The sequence below is a fragment of the Variovorax sp. V118 genome (genome assembly GCF_041154445.1).
Lineage (GTDB): Bacteria > Pseudomonadota > Gammaproteobacteria > Burkholderiales > Burkholderiaceae_C > Variovorax > Variovorax boronicumulans.
This window is the reverse complement of record NZ_AP028663.1, coordinates 4,684,255-4,701,918: the sequence shown is the minus strand read 5'-3', so window position 1 is coordinate 4,701,918 and position 17,664 is coordinate 4,684,255. Positions and strand designations below refer to the sequence as shown.

Annotated in this window: 11 protein-coding genes and 1 pseudogene; 10 read left to right on the top strand and 2 right to left on the bottom strand. The window is 59.6% G+C overall.

The window, feature by feature from the left end; genetic code table 11:
- The first annotated feature begins 10 nt into the window (after window positions 1-10).
- From ACAM52_RS21885 to ACAM52_RS21875, 3 genes and pseudogenes are all read left to right on the top strand, one after another.
- Window positions 11-3,724: a hypothetical protein gene (locus ACAM52_RS21885; protein ID WP_369631515.1), complete on the top strand. Its 3,714-nt coding sequence runs from the start codon at window positions 11-13 to the stop codon at window positions 3,722-3,724.
- Between the two features lie 649 nt (window positions 3,725-4,373).
- Window positions 4,374-6,257: a hypothetical protein gene (locus ACAM52_RS21880; RefSeq protein WP_369631516.1), complete on the top strand. Its 1,884-nt coding sequence runs from the start codon at window positions 4,374-4,376 to the stop codon at window positions 6,255-6,257.
- 196 nt (window positions 6,258-6,453) lie between these two features.
- Window positions 6,454-6,609, top strand: a pseudogene (locus ACAM52_RS21875) (IS3 family transposase); the annotation flags it as partial.
- 824 nt (window positions 6,610-7,433) lie between these two features.
- Here the strand turns inward: ACAM52_RS21875 and ACAM52_RS21870 are convergent.
- Complete coding sequence (locus ACAM52_RS21870; RefSeq protein WP_369644598.1) at window positions 7,434-8,141, bottom strand: LuxR C-terminal-related transcriptional regulator; 708 nt, start codon at window positions 8,139-8,141, stop codon at window positions 7,434-7,436.
- Window positions 8,142-8,519: 378 nt separating this feature from the next.
- Here ACAM52_RS21870 and ACAM52_RS21865 point away from each other — a divergent pair, with 378 nt between their 5' ends.
- The 7 genes from ACAM52_RS21865 to ACAM52_RS21835 all read left to right on the top strand — a co-directional run bounded on the left by ACAM52_RS21865 (window position 8,520) and on the right by ACAM52_RS21835 (window position 15,922).
- Entirely contained in the window at window positions 8,520-9,929 is a 1,410-nt protein-coding gene (locus ACAM52_RS21865; protein WP_369631518.1) for an amidase, read from the top strand.
- A gap of 597 nt (window positions 9,930-10,526) precedes the next feature.
- Window positions 10,527-10,886: a hypothetical protein gene (locus ACAM52_RS21860; protein WP_369631519.1), complete on the top strand. Its 360-nt coding sequence runs from the start codon at window positions 10,527-10,529 to the stop codon at window positions 10,884-10,886.
- Window positions 10,865-11,431, top strand: coding sequence for a hypothetical protein (locus ACAM52_RS21855; protein ID WP_369631520.1), 567 nt, complete (start codon window positions 10,865-10,867; stop codon window positions 11,429-11,431). The genes ACAM52_RS21860 and ACAM52_RS21855 overlap by 22 nt, the downstream gene beginning before the upstream one ends.
- 195 nt (window positions 11,432-11,626) lie before the next feature.
- Complete coding sequence (locus ACAM52_RS21850) at window positions 11,627-13,489, top strand: AMP-binding protein (RefSeq protein WP_369631521.1); 1,863 nt, start codon at window positions 11,627-11,629, stop codon at window positions 13,487-13,489.
- The gene (locus ACAM52_RS21845; RefSeq protein ID WP_369631522.1) at window positions 13,486-14,490 is read left to right on the top strand and encodes an NAD(P)H-dependent flavin oxidoreductase; all 1,005 of its coding nucleotides are present in this window, start codon (window positions 13,486-13,488) and stop codon (window positions 14,488-14,490) included. Before ACAM52_RS21850 ends, ACAM52_RS21845 begins: the two co-directional genes overlap by 4 nt.
- 260 nt (window positions 14,491-14,750) lie before the next feature.
- Window positions 14,751-15,353 (top strand): helix-turn-helix transcriptional regulator, encoded by a 603-nt coding sequence (locus tag ACAM52_RS21840; RefSeq protein ID WP_369631523.1) that lies wholly within the window; start codon window positions 14,751-14,753, stop codon window positions 15,351-15,353.
- Between the two features lie 278 nt (window positions 15,354-15,631).
- The gene (locus ACAM52_RS21835; RefSeq protein WP_369644597.1) at window positions 15,632-15,922 is read left to right on the top strand and encodes a hypothetical protein; all 291 of its coding nucleotides are present in this window, start codon (window positions 15,632-15,634) and stop codon (window positions 15,920-15,922) included.
- Between the two features lie 372 nt (window positions 15,923-16,294).
- Here ACAM52_RS21835 and ACAM52_RS21830 read toward each other — a convergent pair whose 3' ends face one another.
- Entirely contained in the window at window positions 16,295-17,560 is a 1,266-nt protein-coding gene (locus ACAM52_RS21830; RefSeq protein ID WP_369631524.1) for a patatin-like phospholipase family protein, read from the bottom strand.
- Between the last annotated feature and the right edge of the window lie 104 nt (window positions 17,561-17,664).

Here is a 17,664-nt window from a genome sequence, read left to right as displayed (position 1 = left end):
GGAATCCATCATGAAAATGAAGCTTCTCGACTACGCGCTGTTGACCCTTTTCTCGAGCGCCAGCTCGTTGGCAGCGGCGCAATCACCGGCCAGACCGTTGGCAGGTGCGACCCAATCCGCAACCTCGCTGAAGGAAGCCGAATGCAGCGAGAGCGGCTGCAAAAACGACGAAGGCATCCTGTTCCAGTTGCAGACTCGTGGCGCCCGTGCCCCTGTTAGCCGCGATACCAGCGAGCGCTCAAGCGCCGAGGCATTGCAGCCGGATCGTCGTGTACTGGTGGAAGTCGACAACCCCAAGGCCGCGCCGTTGCCCGGCAAGGCGAGTGCGGCGGGTAAGTTCTCGCTGCAGTTACCTAACGGCGGCGTGATTTGGGCCACCGAAGACCCGCAACTCGGTGTGCCCGAACTCAGCGTCTCCGGCCCCGCACTGGTCACGTTCGAGAGTGGCCGCATTACGAAGCCGGTGGAGTTCTTCGTTCGAAGCAACTATCCCGGCTTCATCGAGCGTTTCGAGTTGACGGTCTATCGTGCCACCGATATCAGCCTTACGGAGCCGCTCGCACGTGTTCCGATGCCGGTTGCGGCGGTCAGTCGCGCGACCTGGGACGGTGCGATGAACGCGCGCTTTCCATTGCGACAAGGCGACGAACTGGTCTACGTGTTGCGCGCGTGGGGCGTCGGTGGTGCTGTGGATGAAACGTTGCCCCGCACCTTGCAATTGGTACGTACGGAAGAGGCCGAGCGCGGCGCTACGATGCTGCGTGACAGCGTCGAGCGCACGCTCGGCGCAGCGCTGACCACACAGCAGGCCCAGTCGCAGAGTCAATTGAGCAGTGTGTTCAGCGGCAACGGTCTACGCCAGCAGAACATTGCGATCTACGGTTCGCGCATCCGCATCCAGGGGCGCAACCTGCCGGCCGACCACAACCTGCAGATCAACGGCGAGGAGTACCCGGTCGACCTCGAACGCAAGTTCGTGGCCGAGTTTCTCGAACCCATCGGCCGGCATAGTTTCAAGTTGGCGCTGAAGGACAGCGAGAACCGCACCGTGTTGACACACGCGATGGACGTCGATGTCACCGGCAAGTATTTCTTCGGCGTCGGCATTGCGGATCTCACGGTGTTTCAGAACAGGGCTACGGGCCCAGGCCAGGAACTGGCGCTCAACGGTCGCAATGAAGACTTGCTGACCAATGGTCGGCTCGCGTTCTATGGCAAGGCAAAGATCGATGGCAAGTACCTGATCACAGCTCAAGCCGACACGCAGGAACGGGATATCCGCGATTTGTTTTCGGGGTTCGGCCGCGCCGACCCGACAGACATATTCCGCCGGCTCGACCCGAATCAGTATTACCCGGTCTATGGCGATGACTCCACCACCTATCGCGACGTCGACACTCAGGGGCGGCTTTACCTGCGCGTGGATTGGGACAAGAGCCAGGCGCTCTGGGGCAACTACGCGACCGGCTTCACAGGCACTCAGTACGCGCAGTACGTGCGCTCGCTATATGGTGCTGCGCTCAACTGGCGTTCAACGGGCACCAACCCCTGGGGTGAGGCGCGCAGCACAGTGCGGGCCTTTGCCTCGCAAGCACAGACCGCGCCCGGCCACAGTGAGTTCATCGGAACCGGTGGTAGCCTTTACTACCTGCGCCACACCGACCTGTTGCCAGGTTCGGACATCGTCACGCTCGAAGTGCGCAACCCCGGCACAGGAAGCGTCGAGAACCGGGTGACCTTGGTGCGCGGGACGGACTACACCATCAACGAACTGCAGGGTCGCATCCTGCTGACCAAGCCGCTGTCGCAGATCACCAGCGACAACGTCACCAGCATCACCCGCGACACGCCACTGGGCGGTTATGAGCAGCGACTACTCGTCGACTATGAATGGGTGCCAAGCGATTTCACCGCCGGCAATCTCGCGGCCGGTGTGCGCGCCAAGCAGTGGGTGAGCGACAACGTTGCCGTCGGCGGGACCTGGGTCGAAGAAAAGCGCGGAGGCGACAACTACAGCCTAAAAGGCGTAGACCTCACGCTGCAGGCGGGCCGTGGGACCTTCCTCAAGTTGGAGCACAGCAAAACGGAAGCCACGGGCACGCCGGTGTTCTATTCGACCAACGGCGGCTTCAACTTCACACAGACCAATGCGAGTATTGGGCACCGCGAAGGCAGTGCTACGGCGCTCGAAGCGCAGGTCAACCTGAAGGAACTGGGCTGGACCGATCGGAACTGGTCGCTAGGAGCCTGGTGGCGCAAGGTCGGTGCAGGCTATTCGGTGGCGCGCAACGACATCGGGCTTGAGACCCGAGAGATCGGTGCCAACCTGCGCGGTGAGATCAGTGACACGATGTCGATCTATGCGCTTACGAGTCGCATCGAGCGGGGTGGTGACTCACTGCAGCAGTTGCAGATCACGGGCCAATGGCGTCCGACCGAAGACGACACAGTGAACGTCGAGATTCGGCGCGTCACGCAGCAACGCAGCTCCAGTGATGTCAACGGCACACTGGGCGCCGTCAAGTATGCGCGCCGCGTCACGCCGAACCTCGATGTTTACGGCATCGTTCAGAAAACGCTCGATGACGATGGTGGCCGCTATGCCGACAACGATGCCTACACGTTGGGGGCCAAGTACCGCTTCGCCAACCTGTCGACGATCGGAATTGAAAGTACCAAGGGTGACCGCGGCAACGCGGCCACGGTCAGTGCCGAATATCGCATGACGCCGGAGCACACCTTGTACGGCAGCTTCACGGCCACCAGCGATACAAGCGAATACGACTCGCTCTTCAACCCACGCCAGCAGGGTGGCTGGACGTTGGGTCAACGCTGGCGTCTGACCGAAAAGTCGAACCTGTTCAATGAAAGCCAGTACATCAAGGACCCGAATACGGGCAACGGGCTGGCCAACACCTTCGGCATGGACTTCTATCCAGCCGTGGGATGGAACGCTGGCTTCACATTGCAGCAAGGAGAACTCCAAGGTGTGAACGGCGACGTGCATCGGCGCGCCATCAGCATCAGCGCTGGCCGCACATCACCCGACACCACTTGGTCCAGCAAGGTCGAATGGCGTCGCGACACCGGCGCGGAAGATCGCACTCAATGGGTGTTGACCAATCGAATTAACCACAAGATTGATGAGAGCTGGCGCCTGTCAGCCAAGTTCAATTACTCAGACACCAAGGACAACGTCAATGCCGCCGCTGGCGCGAAGTACATCGAAGGTGGTGTCGGCTTTGCATGGCGGCCGTACAACGAAGCGCGCTACGCGCTGCTTGGCCGCTACACCTACCTCTATGACCTCGCCACGTTGGGTCAGCTTGGGGGGGCGCAATACGACCAAAAGTCGCACATCCTCTCGCTGGAGGGCATCTACAAGTACGACCGCAACTGGGAGTTCGCCGCGAAGATAGCGCGTCGGCAGGGCGAGGCCCGTTTCGGGCGAGGTACAGGCCAGTGGTTTGATTCAGCCACGACCTTCTTTGGTGCACAGGTTCGTTACGAACTGCCCGAGCAGTGGCACGCGCTGGCCGAGTACCGAGTGCTTGCTGTGAAGGACGGCGGTACGCGCAAGGGCTGGATGGCTGGCGTCGATCGCGATATTGGCAAGAACCTGCGCGTGGGCATTGGCTACAACTTCACCAACTTCAGTGACGACCTCACAAAGTTTGACTACAAGTACAAGGGATTTTTCCTGAATCTGGTCGGCACGTACTGACCGTTCGCGGGCAACTTCGGTCCCCAAACGGGATCGGTTGCAAAAAAGGAAATATCGGTGAATACATCTGTTTCGCATTCGAATGCATGTCGACAAAGACGCTCTAGAAGGTCTTTGCAGAGGTTTACAGCGATGCTTGCTTTGACATATGCCCAACAGAAGGTGGCACAGACCCCCCACCGGTTGCAGCACCCGGGGTACCTCAAGCCGTCGCGAATCACTGTCGCGCAGGTCCTTACACGATTTGGCGCCTTCGATCAACGCTCTACCCGCCCGTTGGCCTGCTCGCTTACTGACTTGTTGACCAAAGCTCCCTTCCTCTTGAATGCGTTGCTTCTTAGCTGTGCGGAAAAGCTACCTATAGGGTATGTGCGGGCGGCCATGACCTGGCCAATTGATGAAATACCCCTAGGAGAAAGAAACGGGAAAGTAAGGCGCGCCAGGAGCCATTTTCGGCCAAAGTTCCCAGTGTGCGATTGGTTTGAGCTTATAGACGAAGGAGCCATGATTTTCAATGAATCAGGCTTGCTGACAGGTGTTGACCCTTCTCCCCATACTCCACGGAACACTAAGAACTCTTGTCCCCGATATGCGAAAAGTAAATGACCCATCCAGCCACACGAAAAGTCCCGTCGGAGAGGCTCAAGACATGAAGTCTACAAACGTGCGGCTAACAACAATGCTGTCCAACCTGAAGGATGCTATGAAGCTGTTGCGCTGTTTTTTGACTAGCTGGGTGCTCCCATTGGCGGGAGTTTTGGCGGCGGGACTTATCCCGACGGCACAGGCGCAGACCTATCAACCGCCTGGTGCCTTTGTCAGCGGAACGGCGGGGCAAAACGGTTCTAGTACCTTCCGCTATAACAATGGCACCAATATCACGGTGACGTTTTCTACCACGGCTACAACTAGCGGTGGTATCTACAGTTATGGCGTGCGTACCGCCAATTCAACTTTGGGTGCCATTGGGTTTTCGACCGCCACGGATTACACCAACGCAACTCTTTCAAGCCCGGCCGCTTCTGTTGATCTGTGGGGCACCGGATGTCCCGATCCTGGCGTGTCGGTAAGTGGCACCATCTGCAATAATCGCGGCACCATGACTGTGACTTTCAGTCAGCCGGTTACCGACCCTATATTGCATTTTGGTGGTCTTGGCGCAACGGGCGCGGGGAGTAACAGATTCCATGCAATCTATGTTCTAACAAGTGCCTTCAACGGTGCGACATCGGTCACACCGTCCCTGACTAGGGTCAGTGGAAATTCCGCCTTCGCCGTGACCACGCCGCCGGTGACGGTAACCAATAATGTGGCTGCAGCCACTATGAGCTTCGAATGCAACCTTAATCTGGCTGCGTGCGGCAGCACTCGCTTTACTGGCACGGTCACGCAATTGGTATTCAGCATCGACCTGCGTGGCTGGGGGGGCGGGGCCTATCCGAGCACTCAGAGCACGGCTGCTGCTGACGCCAATACATTGTCCGCCAGTGTCGCTCCAGTAGCCGACCTGGCAATTACCAAGACCAATAACCAGACCGAGTATTTGCCCGGCCAAGCCGTGACTTATCAGATTGTGGTCACCAATAACGGGCCCAATTCAGTTGTGGGCGCCACCGTGACAGACAATTTCCCTGCGGCCCTAACCGGTGCGACTTGGACGGCGGCTTACAGTGTCGGCTCTTCCGGCCCAGCCTCGGGTAGCGGCAATATCAACACCGCGGCAGTCAATCTGCTTTCTGGAGGCATCGCCACGTTCACTGTAACTGCGACTGTCTCCGCCATCGCCACTGGCAATTTAGTGAATACCGCGACGGTTAGCGCGCCCAGCAGTGTCCGGGATCCGATTTCGACTAACAACACTGCGACCGATATCGACCAGCCTGCGGCGCGCGTAACGATCAGCAAGGTGAGCGTGGGCGGTATCGGCGCGTTTGCTTTTACCGGCACCAACGGTATCGGGGCGCAGACGCTCACCACCACCGTTGCTGGCACGCCGGTAAACGGCACGCCACAGAGATTGACCACCGCGGGGGGCGTAACAACAATCACCGAAGGCGCGCCACCGGCCGGCTATGTGCTTAGTGGCATCGCTTGCACGGGTCTTCCAGGTGGCACGGCCACCCCAGATCTGGCCACGCGCACCGTCACCCTGAATGCCGCCGCCACGGCCGCAGGCGCGGACATCACCTGCACCTTCACCAACACGTCTGTGGGCAATCTGAAGATCGTCAAAAGCGGCCTGCCGGCCAGTGTGCCCACGAACGGACTGGTGAATTACACGATCGCCGTGACCAATGATGGCGCTGTGCCAGTGACCGGCGCTCGCTTGCTGGACACCGTGCCCACTGGGCTCGACTGCGTGACGGCGCCACCGCCGCTGGCTGCACCCACCTGCACGCCAGCGGCAACCTGCACGGGCCCTCTGACGGCCGCTGCGCTGACCACAGCGCCAGGCATCACCCTGGCAACGTTGGCGGTCGGGGCGACGGTCACTATTACCCTGCAGTGTCGGGTGGTGGCTACAGGGCAGTAGCCCAGCGCCTGCGCTCATTCCTGATGCCATCGGGCAATACATTGATGTGAGTTCGTGGGCCGCAACGATTGAATCGGAAGTAATTCGCCGTGATGGGTCGAAGTGCTTCCACTTCACGGGCTTGGGTTGCTCGTTGTATTTGCGGATGAATCGCCCCGGTTTTTGAGGAGGCTTCAACTCTTGAGAAGATGAAGCCATGAATAAGTCGAACAAGTTCTCATCGGAGGTCCGTGAGCGTGCGGTTAGGATGCTGCAGGAGCACCGGGGAGAGAACTCGTCGCTTCGGGCGGCAGTCGAGTCCATTGCACCGAAGATCGGCTGCGTGCCACAGACATTGCGTGAATGGGTCAAATGCGTCGGCACCAAACGGGTCTTGCTGCCTTTGCCAGTGATCTCGAGCCACCGGCGCTCGCGCCCATCTGCGCTACGTAGGTTGAAGAATCCGCCCATGTGGGCGTCACAGATCTCGGACACGCGCAGCCCACCGATGTAGAGCAGCGAAAACAGCCGTCGGCAGGGCGATGCAAGCAGCCCTTCGCGTTCGCGGCCCAACGGCATCGCTTCAATCGCGCTCTTCACTACGTCCCAGTGTTCTTCCGGTAGAAAGCGGCTCATACGAGGTGCGGCCCGACGGCGCTTGCGCCAGCTCGGCGCCAACGGATTGCCGGCCAGGTGTCTGGCCACCTCCTGTCCACGTAAACCGTCGTAGCGGGCAGCATGGCCGGCGGCGGCGTGACGATCTGCAGCGCCGTCTGCGGTGCTGCCGATGCGGTGATCGATACGCTCGAGCTTTGCATCGACCTTGCGCGCCAAGGCATCGGGAATACGGTTGTTCCGCAAGCGGTCATACATCCTTTCAAGTACCCACAATTTAATTCGCGATCTGCAACCCGAAGACAATGTCGGTAAGACGAGTGTGGCTTCGCCACTTGACGGCGCTGTCCGGCGGCAATCGCCCTTGCTTGCGAACCAAATATCCTCCGAGCTTGGCGAGCGCGGTCAAGCAATGCGATAGCGCTCTCGTAAGCCGAAGCCCCTCACATAGTCGAAGACTGCCGATGACATCCTTGCCTGCGTCGAGAGGTTTTTTCTACGAAGTCCTAACTCACCGAATTAGCTCAGGAATATTCTGGGCCGGAGATTCAGTCGAGTTCGTTTCGGGCAGCTGCGCCGGTGTCAAGACAAGGCTTCATTAAGTTCAACCTTGTTCCTGACACAAAGGTGAATATAGGCTTGCCGCAGGTAAGTTCGCACCGTAGCAGGTGACAGTGATAGGCGGCGACCGATTTCCTTGTGGGTCATGCCAGCAGCAAACAGGTGGGCCACGCGCCGTTCTCGCGGCGACAGGTTGATCCCTATGGCGCCGGGCTCCATCCGCTCGATCCTGAAGTGGTCGCCCTGTGGACGGACATTCAACGCACCTTTGCCGAGCCGCACCATGCACGGCGAGTCATGCAAGCGCCTTACGAGATCCTCCGGAAGGTCGACGCCATCCCAGTCGGGCCACAGTTCATAGAGCAGTTCGCAAAACACGCCGCCCGTAAATAGCAAGTGTCCGTCGGCACGAACCAGAGCGAGCGCTTCCATTCGATGGTCGGACACCCGTGATATCGCCTCTAGGAGATTGAAATACCAGAGCTGAACCACATGCCGAGAAAGCTCCTGGAACCATACGGCCTCGCCGTCCGTGAACGGGCTGTCACCCTCGCCGCGGTACAGCACCAAGAAGAACAGCTGGCCTGTGGCCTCCTCATCCAGGCAAATTCCCATGGCATGGTGGATTTCATGCACTACTGCGAATTCGGCCAATGAGTCGGGCAGCCCGTCCCCCCCGGGCCGACGGTCACGAAGCGCCAGCCGACGCGCTTGCCCCATATGGTCCATAGCGTCTCGTGCGAAGGGGTCCCCCACTGAGACTTGTCGCCAATTGCCTGCAACATCTTCCGGCAGACCAAGAACGTCGGCTTGCAGGATATTTGGAGCCTGTAGCGGTCCGCGGTCGATGGCCAAGCCCCACCAAGCACTGCGAAAGGCAATCGTCTGCTGTATGAGTCGCACCGCATCCCGCAAGAAGACCTCAGGGTCCAGCTGACGGCTCAGTCTTCCTAAAACCAACAACTGAGAGCTCAGAGTTCGAAGGCTCTCGGGATTAAATGATGGGGGCATTTGGGATGAGCGGTGGGGGAGCGACCGTCTGCATCTGCAGACCTTCGAAGTGCCGACAAGCCTGCCTACCATCCAGCAAACCACCTTGGAGACAGCATGACGAACCAATTTTCCGATTTTGATGCAACCGGCCTTGCAGAGCTAGTGCGTACGCGAAAAGCCAGCCCGCAGGAGCTGGCCGAAGACACGATTCGAAAAATCGAATCTATCAATCCAACCGTCAACGCGATTGTTCACAAGACCTATGACAGGGCGCGCATGCGAGCCACGACGCAGCCCACCCATGGAATCTTCGCGGGCGTCCCTTGGTTGCTCAAGGATATCAGCGAGGCAGAAGGAGTTCCTATGACTTTGGGTTCGCGCGCGATGCGCGGGAACGTGTCGCAGGTCAGTGTTCCATTCGTTGAAGCGACCGAGACGGCAGGATTGAACATCCTGGGTGTCACCAACGTGCCCGAATTCGGCCTGACGGAAAGTTCCGAAAATGTTCTCTACGGTCCCACCCGTAACCCTTGGAGTTTGTCGCACAGCGCGGGTGGCTCGAGTGGAGGTGCGGCCGCCGCGGTGGCCGCAGGTATCGTCCCGATGGCACATGGGAACGATGGGGGTGGTTCGCTACGCATCCCGGCCTCACATTGCGGCCTGTTCACGCTCAAGCCCTCGCGGGGCCGCACGTTATCGGCTCATGCGCACGATTATCCGTTCGGCATCGCCTACGACGGCGCGATCAGTCGGAGCGTGCGGGACAACGCGCGCCTAATGAGCATTGTGGAGTCGCGCGAATCCGGGCTCCCTCCGCTCGGATTCGTGGAGGGGCCGAGCGATCGAAAATTGACAATCGGCCTTCTGCTCGACCTCGGCAATGGCGTTCCTTTGGACGCTGAGGTTGCTGCGGCAATCGTTTGCACGGCCAAGCTCTGTGAGAACCTCGGGCACCGTGTCGAGCCGGTGTCCCTGCCCTTTGAATTCGAGAGCTTCACCGAAGCTTTCATGTCCATCTGGATGTCGATGGCCGCACTGACCGTCGATTCGATCGCCGCACTCGCAGGGCCGCTCACACTTAGTGACCATTTCGAGGCTTGGACGTTGGGGCTTCGGGAAGAGACGCTGAGCCGCGGCGGCGCCACAGCGCTACTTCAGGCCGCTGCTCCCGTTGTCGAGAGCTGTTCTGAGAAACTCGATTTGCTTCTGCAGACGTACGACGTCGTGCTCTCTCCGGTCTGTCAAGGACGAGTGCCCTCTCTTGGCCTCCGAGAACTGAATGCATCGACGTCATACACCCAGCTTAAGCGGCGATTGATGAACTACGCATCGTTCACACCTATCCACAACGCCTGTGGTACGCCGGCGATGTCCGTCCCTCTCGGTTGGGACAGCGAGGGACTCCCGATCGGCAGCCAGTTTTTCGCTCGAAAGGGCCAGGAAGCGACTTTGCTCGGGCTGGCATATGAATTGGAGGCAGCCCAACCCTGGTCGCATCGTCGCCCCACTCATTTCGTGTGCTAACGGGTACGTCAGCACGGGCCCGCGTTCTTACTCAGACGCCCCCATTTGCACGCGGCTTTCAATCGCCCAAAAGTTTGAAGCCTGACGGTTCACCGAGGACTGACTCGGTCCGTTACTGCAGCACGACACGGTAGTCGTTCCACGGGGATCGATTGAACGGGTCATCGAGATGGGCGAGCGTCGAAGATTCATCCGACAGTACGTCATGAGTAGCCGGCGAGGTCGCTGGCTGCGAGTTTCGCGACGCGCGACTGAGCAGGAGATTGAGCAGCCTGCTTCATAAACTCTGCGGCAACATCGGAGGCACGATCCTCTCGCATGCCAGGGCTGGGCTGGCACCAAGACTGCCTACCGTTTGCTGTTCGATGTCGATGTCGATGTCGATGTCGACGAGCATGCCGTTCTTGCTGAGCACTTCCAGTCCACGCGTGAACGGACCCAGGCATGCTGCGGTCCTTTTCTCATCCTTCAGGACACCACCACGGAGTTCTTGTACAAGAGGGACAAGTCGGAATTGATCGGCTTCAAGGGGGGGCGACTCACAGCCGAAAAGACGAAGCGGGCCGTCCGTAGCCGCACACTACCTGCGGCACCTTGATGCACTCGGGTCTCTCTGTAGCGGCGCAAGGGCTGCCGTTAGGCCTGTGTGCCATCGGGTTCTGGAGCCGCCAGAAGTTCAAGGGCACCAGCGCGCTGAAGCGCAAGACCAACCCGACGTGCGTTCCTATTGAAGAGAAGGAACGCGTCACGTGGCTTCTGAACCTGCGTCAGTCGAGCGCCTTGATCGACGAGCCTGAGACCGAGCGCTGCGTGCACATGGGCGATAGTGAGGGCGACATCTACGAGTTGTTCTGCCTGGCAGACGAACTCGCGTCCTGGTGCAAGCCTGCGTCGATTGACCGGCTGGCGACGGCGAACAAGCGATCGCTGAGGAAATGGCTGAGGTTCGCGTGCTGAGGCTGCATCGCATCGAGTTCCGCGACGAGCGGGGCCAGCCTTGCCAAGCTACTCTTGAGATCCGATTCCGTTGCATTGGCGTGCTGCCGCCCATCGGCAAACAGAAGCCATATCCACCGCTCGAGTTAACGGTACTCCACGCGCAAGACGGTGAGGCGCAATCGGTCGCATCCCGCTGCAGTGAAAGCTCATCACGAACCTGCCAGGCCATTCAAAGGCCAAAGGCCGAGGTCATCGAGAAGATCGACCGGTACGCCATGCGTTGGAAGATCGAGACCTTCTACAAGATCCTGAAGTCAGGCAGCCGAGCCGAGGACTCGCGACTTCGAACAGCCGAACGCCTAACCAATCTGATAGCGATCCACTGCCTGAGCTGGGCATTGTTGCGTAGCCCTGCGGGAGTGGCTCCGGATCGTGGTTGGACTAGACAGATGACTAAGCTACCGCGGGTGGCTGAACTACAGGTGCAGGCATCGATCCTCAACAGGTTCACCAGTCTGGGACCGCGTATGACTGTGCGCGTGACATGGCTGCATCTGGGGTAAGGGGAGACTCGCCATGAACTCGGGCCATGAAACAGCGCCGGTGTACCGCATCACTTACGACCACACCTACTGGACTTCTTAAGTCGATGTAGAGCAATTTAGCGGGTTTGTGAGCATCCGGATTTGGCTGTTTAGTACAAGCCGCTTCGATGCCGTCCCACCAAAATTCTGGTGTCTTCAAAAGCTGGACACCTTATGCGAAAACCCAATCCACTCCGTACTCTTCAGGACATAGAGGCATTTGAGGCAGACATGCCCCTTGAGGCCCGGATTCCCCGCAGCATTCATGAGGCCTTTGCCAAATCGGCGGTGGCCTTCGCAGACCGCACGGCGCTCACCATGGTCATGACCGGGTCAGTCGCCGAGGAACCCGTGCAAGTCAGCTACGCAGAGCTGTACGAGCGGATCACGCGTGCAGCGAATCTTTTCTCCGCCGTCGGTGGTCAGGGGGTAGGCGTTGCTTACATGTTGCCAATGCTCATCGAGACGCAAGTGGTGCTGTGGGCTGCTGAAAGTGTGGGCTACGCGGTTCCGTTGAATCCGATGCTTCAGCCCGAGCAGTTGATTGACCTGATTTCGATGTCGGGCGCCGGGATACTGGTGACTTGTGGGCCCGCTGTGTCGCCTCAACTCTGGGAAAGTTGCCAGGCGATCCGAAAGCAGCTGCCCCATTTGCAGGTGGTTTGCATCGGAGGCGCCGCCGGGCTGGACGGGCCTGTGATTGACTTCAGCACTGCGACCCGGCAAACCCGGGCGAATGAACTGGACCACCCAGCTCCTGTGGACTTGGACCGTGTTGTTGCCTATTTTCATACCGGCGGCACGACTGGGAGCCCCAAGCTTGTGGCCCACACGCAGCGCAACCAGCTGTCCGCCGCGCTTGGCGCAGCCGCGCTGCTTGCAATGGGGCCAGACGACGTATTGACGAACGGGATGCCGATGTTTCACGTGGGCGGCGCCATCGCATGCAGCCTGGCACCGTTCATGAGCGGCGCCCATGTTCTGATCCTCTCGCCGCTGGGGCTCAGGAGCCCAGACATCATCCGTAACTACTGGCGCATCGTGGAGCGCTATGGCGCAACCATCGCAGGTGCTGTCCCCACGGCGCTGAGCGCGATCCTGTCGCGCGATGTGGACGCAAGCCTGAAAACGGTGAGGTACGGCATTACCGGCGCGGCATCGATGCCTCGCAGCCTGGCTGAAAAATTTTCGTCAATGACGGGCCTGCCTCTGCACGAAATACTGGGCATGACGGAGTCTGGTGGTGTGACCGCCGTAGACCCCATCGCCGGGGCCCCCACCTTGAGCTCGGTGGGACTGCGGCTGCCGTACACGCGCATTGAAGTTCTCAAGCGCGGTGAAGACGGAAGCCTGGGCGAGGCCTGCAAACCGCACGAAATTGGCGTGTTGGTCATCTCGGGCCCCACGGTTTCGCCGGGGTACCGCGACACACGGCAGAACGGAGGGGTATTCGTAGACGGAAAACTGAACTCCGGGGATCTGGCGTACTTTGATGAAGATGGAAAGCTCTTTATCGCGGGGCGCGCCAAGGACCTGATCATTCGCAGCGGCCACAACATCGATCCGTCGATGATTGAGGCCGCCTTTGCCGCTCACCCTCAGGTTGCCATGGCCGCAGCTGTCGGCCAGCCGGATTCATACGCGGGGGAACTACCGGTCTGCTACCTGACCCTCGCCCCCAATGCGACGGTGACGCCCGAGGAACTGCAAGCGTTTGCTCGGGAGCGTATTGACGAAAGACCGGCTTGGCCGAAGCAGGTCTACGTGCTCGCGACACTGCCGGTCACTGGAGTCGGGAAAGTCTATAAACCGGCGCTGCGCGCTGATGCCGCGATCCGGCTCGTGGAACCCCTGCTGGAGGCGGCCCTGGGAGAAAAATGGGGTAACGCGACAGCGACAGACGGCGGGCCACGGGGCATGTCCGTTCAAATCTCGCTGTCCTCAGGCGACCCTGCGGCGCAAAAAGTGGCGCATGACATCCTCAAGCCATTCTTGTTTGACCATTCGATCAATCCTCAGAAAGACACAGCGAGATGAAAACCCGCATCACCGAACTGTTCGGCATTGAGCATCCAATCATCCAGGGGGGCATGCACTACGTGGGCTTCGCAAAAATGGCGGCAGCCGTTTCTAATGCCGGCGGGTTGGGCATGATCACCGCGCTGACGCAGCGCACACCCGAGCTTCTGGGAGAGGAAATCTCGCGCTGCCAGCAGTTGACCAACAAGCCGTTCGGCGTCAACCTGACATTTCTGCCTACGGTGAATTCGCCCGACTATGCTGGATACATACGCGTGATCATTGACTCGGGCGTCAAGGCGGTAGAGACCGCCGGGAACAATCCGCAGAAATGGATTGCGTCGCTGCACGATGCGGGCGTCAAGGTCATCCACAAATGCACCTCGATCCGCCACGCGCTCAAGGCAGAGTCGATCGGTTGCGACGCCATCAGCATGGACGGGTTTGAATGCGGCGGGCACCCCGGAGAAGACGACGTGCCGAACTTCATCCTGCTGCCCAGGGCCGCCGACGAGTTGAAGGTTCCCTTCGTGGCTTCGGGCGGAATGGCCGATGCGCGTTCCCTGGTCGCTGCATTGGCGTTGGGGGCGGATGGCATCAACATGGGGACCCGCTTCATTGCCACCCAGGATGCTCCGGTTCATCTGAACGTCAAGGACGCCATCGTGGCGGCCAGCGAACTGGATACCCGCTTGGTGATGCGGCCGCTGCGCAATACCGAGCGGGTCCTGAAGAATGCCGCGGTCATCCGGCTGCTCGAGAAGGAAGAGGCGTTAGGAAAGACACTCAAATTTGATGATGTCCTCAATGAAGTGGTCGGGGTTTACCCAAGGGTCATGCTCGAAGGCGAGATGGATGCGGGAGCCTGGTCATGCGGCATGGTGGCCGGTCTGATTGGCGATATACCTACCGTCAAGGACTTGATTGATCGCATAATGCGCGAAGCACAGGAGATCATCTACGGCCGCATGGTCGGCCTTGCCGGGCCTGTGCCTGGCATGCCCCAGGGCGTGACCTGACTCCTGGGCGGCGGTCCTAACCGCCTTACTTTCATTCCGGGTCAAGCATGAACGCAAGCTACGGGCGCTCAACGCAGGTTCACCTTTGCAAGCACATGCTTGCAATTGACACGCCCACTGTCGTGAGCGGGCCCACACGCAGGCCCACCGCCGTCATTCTCTGGGCGTCCAATGGCCGACCTTTGAAGATGCGCGATACGCGCAGTGGAGCGATATGGGAGGGAAAGGCTGCAGTCGTTGCGCCTCACTTCCTGCGTGCCATGCAGGCTGAAGACTGTGGGTTGCTGAGCCTGAATTTCGAGCCCGGGCATCCGTTGTTTCGTGGGCTTTGCGACATCACCCGTGAAAAGGGAATGCTCCCACTTGACGGAAAATCGCTGTTGCCCTGCTCAAACGATGTGCGAAACCTCGTCATGTCATCTGACAGCGTCGAGATGGACCGGCTGGCTACTTTTATTGCGCGGCTGGTGTTGCCATCCATGGAGAAAGCCGTCCCTGGTGATGAGCGGGTGGCAGTGGCGATAGAGCGCCTTGAAGAAAATCTGAGCAAGCCGCCCTCACTACCCGAGCTTGCCCGCAGCGTGGGGCTGTCCGGGCGGTACCTTTCAGACTTGTTTGTCGACCAGGTGGGGCTGGCGGCCCGTTCTTACATCGTCTGGAGGCGCTATCGGCGCGCGCTCGCATCATTGCATCTTCCGCATAATCTTTCTGACATCGCGCAATCTGTCGGGTTTTATGACCAGGCGCAGATGGCGCGAACATTCGTCGAGTTTTTTGGCTTCGCACCCTCCAGGCTGCGCGAGCAAGGGTCTATTCGTTTTCATGGTGGGCCACTTCATACAAGTCGCGCATTGCAGAACTGACGAGAATTCTGCTGTTCATTCCCAAACAGCAGGAGACATCGACGAGAACAACGCTTGCATACACGAGCTGCCCAACCTTTCCCACAAGCTAACAAGGTGCGCAGCGCTTGTCGGCATCACGTCCATTGCCGTCGCGGGCCATCAGGCTCTGCGTAGACGGGGCTCTATTCGTCAGGCCTGATTAACGTGACGGGGGCATACCCCACCGGGGCCAGGCCGATGTGATTGCACGCAGTGTGTCACTGGGCCTGGGTAAAATTCTCGGCCAGTCTGTCGTAGTGGACAACGTGCCCGGCGCGGGCGGCGCCATCGGGGTTCACCGCGACCTGGGCACGCGCCAGGATGCACATTCATTGCGGGTGGCGACCGCGATCGAGTTGAAGCAAACCTCAATCGCCTTCAACGTCAAATACCGGTCTGAAGACCTGGGGATGATTGGTTTGATTGCCAGCTCCAACCTGCTTCTTCTGGGCAAGTCGAATCTTGACGTGAAAACACCCGAGGACCTAGTTGCGCTGGCCTCGTCAAAGCTTGACGGCAGGCAAGCTCACGTTCGGCAGTGTCGGTAGGGGAGGGGCATTCCTACTGGGATGAGTCGATGAAGCGGATCCGTCATGCAGACTACCGCGGCCACAGGTGGGTGGGCTAGCAGTTCAAACTGACGATGGCTGCGGGAAAATCATCCATACAGCTCGAATCTCCAGTTTCGAGGCAGTAAGGGATAGGATGATGAGACGCACAACCTGCGCGGAGATTCAGGCGCCGCGCTCACAGCGAAAAACAACGCCGTTAGATAGCTGGCAGACGGCCTCCACTGTCTTGCGCTGAGCAGCACTGGCGGCTTCGGATGTGGAGATCCATCCGCCCGTTAGCTCTATTTTCAGGCTCTCCCGCATCCCGAGCTCGCACTATCGACCGGATCACCGCGCCGCGGTGCAACTTCATGGCAAGGTGGAGTTAGCCGTTGACTGAAGGCCGCGTAGAAACTCATGGAACTGAGGCGAACGACGCAGCGACTCCTGTCCAGCCTCTTGTAAACGCTGTGTTTCACTGGGCGCGATGGTGAAGGATGTGGGGATCCGTGCTAGCGATGAATCCTCGGTGTCGCCCAGGCTCACGTCGATAAGATGGACTTGAGCGTCTGGTGCGAAAGGGCTGGCATCTTGCCCGCGTAGGGCCATCAGTTCTTGCGACCAGCGTTGCAGATCGTCGCGCAGCAGTGCCGAAGTGATCCGGGTCTCGCGTGAGCCGGCGCCGAAGATGAGTGTATTGATCACCTGCAGCGTGTCGGGTACGCGGTCGCTCCGGTCAATGTGCTCGTCCAAGCCCCGCTCGGCATTGACTACCAGAAGCGCGATGCGACGGATTGAGCCGCGCGGCGCGCCTCGGAAGACGCGCTCAAGAGATCCATCGACGATCATTCGGTCCAGCAGCGGCCTTACGCCGAGGTTGTCGCTGACACCACCATCGACAAGGTGAATGAATGGTCGTAACTGAGCATCGCCATAGCTCTCGGCTGAGAGCCGGAACATGCGCGAGCGGAAATTTTCGTCAGTTTTCGCCTCATCCAGCGGCGGCGCTGCCGTTTGACATTGGCCGGCATGGTTACGCAGCGTCAAAGGCGCCAGCAGCAGGGGAACGGCGGCGGACGCGGCGACGGCAAAAGACAGGGGTACTTCTGACAGATCACTGCAAAGCAATGCAAGCTGTTCATGAGTAAATTCGAATGGTGCACCCGTCGTGAGGTCAGTGGCGCCAACGACAAGCTGTGGGGCGCCAGGGCGAGCCGCGACGTCGGCGAAGCGCCGCCCTCGGAACAGATGATCAAAGCGCTCGGCCAACACGTGGCCGCGTCCGTACCATGGTGAACTCAAGTGCCACAACGTGCGTGGTTGCATGGCTTGGGTGACCAGCTGATCCTGAAAGCCTATTCTGAGGAACTCTGGCTCGAAGCGAGTGAAGACCTCGTCGCCAAACGCGGCATAGTAGGCTGCTAAGACGCTGCCGCCGGAGACCCCGCTGACCAAGCCGACCGTGTCAAGCAAGGTGCCCTGGCGACCATCCTGATCGAGTGGCGTGGCCTTGAGTTCACGTAGCACACCTAGCCCGAACGCGGCAGCTCGTGCCCCTCCGCCAGAGAACGCGACTGCCGCGATGATCGATCCGCGCTGCTGGTTTGAGGCGGTATGGGCTGCAGCTTCCAGCATCGCCGAGCTTGTCGGGGGGTTGACCCACGGTCGAGTACTTGAGCAGCCAGCTAGCAGCATGCTGAGCAGTAGGGGCACTAGGGAGGGGAACCTAAGCGTCATGT

What these genes read in the sequence shown, in the direction of transcription:
- ACAM52_RS21830 (WP_369631524.1), bottom strand. Translation starts at nt 17,560, where the DNA reads ATGCTGGAAGCTGCAGCCCATACCGCCTCAAACCAGCAGCGCGGATCG.
- ACAM52_RS21870 (WP_369644598.1), bottom strand. Translation starts at nt 8,141, where the DNA reads ATGGACCATATGGGGCAAGCGCGTCGGCTGGCGCTTCGTGACCGTCGG.
- ACAM52_RS21885 (WP_369631515.1), top strand. Translation starts at nt 11, where the DNA reads ATGAAAATGAAGCTTCTCGACTACGCGCTGTTGACCCTTTTCTCGAGC.
- ACAM52_RS21840 (WP_369631523.1), top strand. Translation starts at nt 14,751, where the DNA reads ATGCAGGCTGAAGACTGTGGGTTGCTGAGCCTGAATTTCGAGCCCGGG.
- ACAM52_RS21855 (WP_369631520.1), top strand. Translation starts at nt 10,865, where the DNA reads ATGGCTGAGGTTCGCGTGCTGAGGCTGCATCGCATCGAGTTCCGCGAC.
- ACAM52_RS21865 (WP_369631518.1), top strand. Translation starts at nt 8,520, where the DNA reads ATGACGAACCAATTTTCCGATTTTGATGCAACCGGCCTTGCAGAGCTA.
- ACAM52_RS21860 (WP_369631519.1), top strand. Translation starts at nt 10,527, where the DNA reads ATGCACTCGGGTCTCTCTGTAGCGGCGCAAGGGCTGCCGTTAGGCCTG.
- ACAM52_RS21850 (WP_369631521.1), top strand. Translation starts at nt 11,627, where the DNA reads ATGCGAAAACCCAATCCACTCCGTACTCTTCAGGACATAGAGGCATTT.
- ACAM52_RS21845 (WP_369631522.1), top strand. Translation starts at nt 13,486, where the DNA reads ATGAAAACCCGCATCACCGAACTGTTCGGCATTGAGCATCCAATCATC.
- ACAM52_RS21880 (WP_369631516.1), top strand. Translation starts at nt 4,374, where the DNA reads ATGAAGTCTACAAACGTGCGGCTAACAACAATGCTGTCCAACCTGAAG.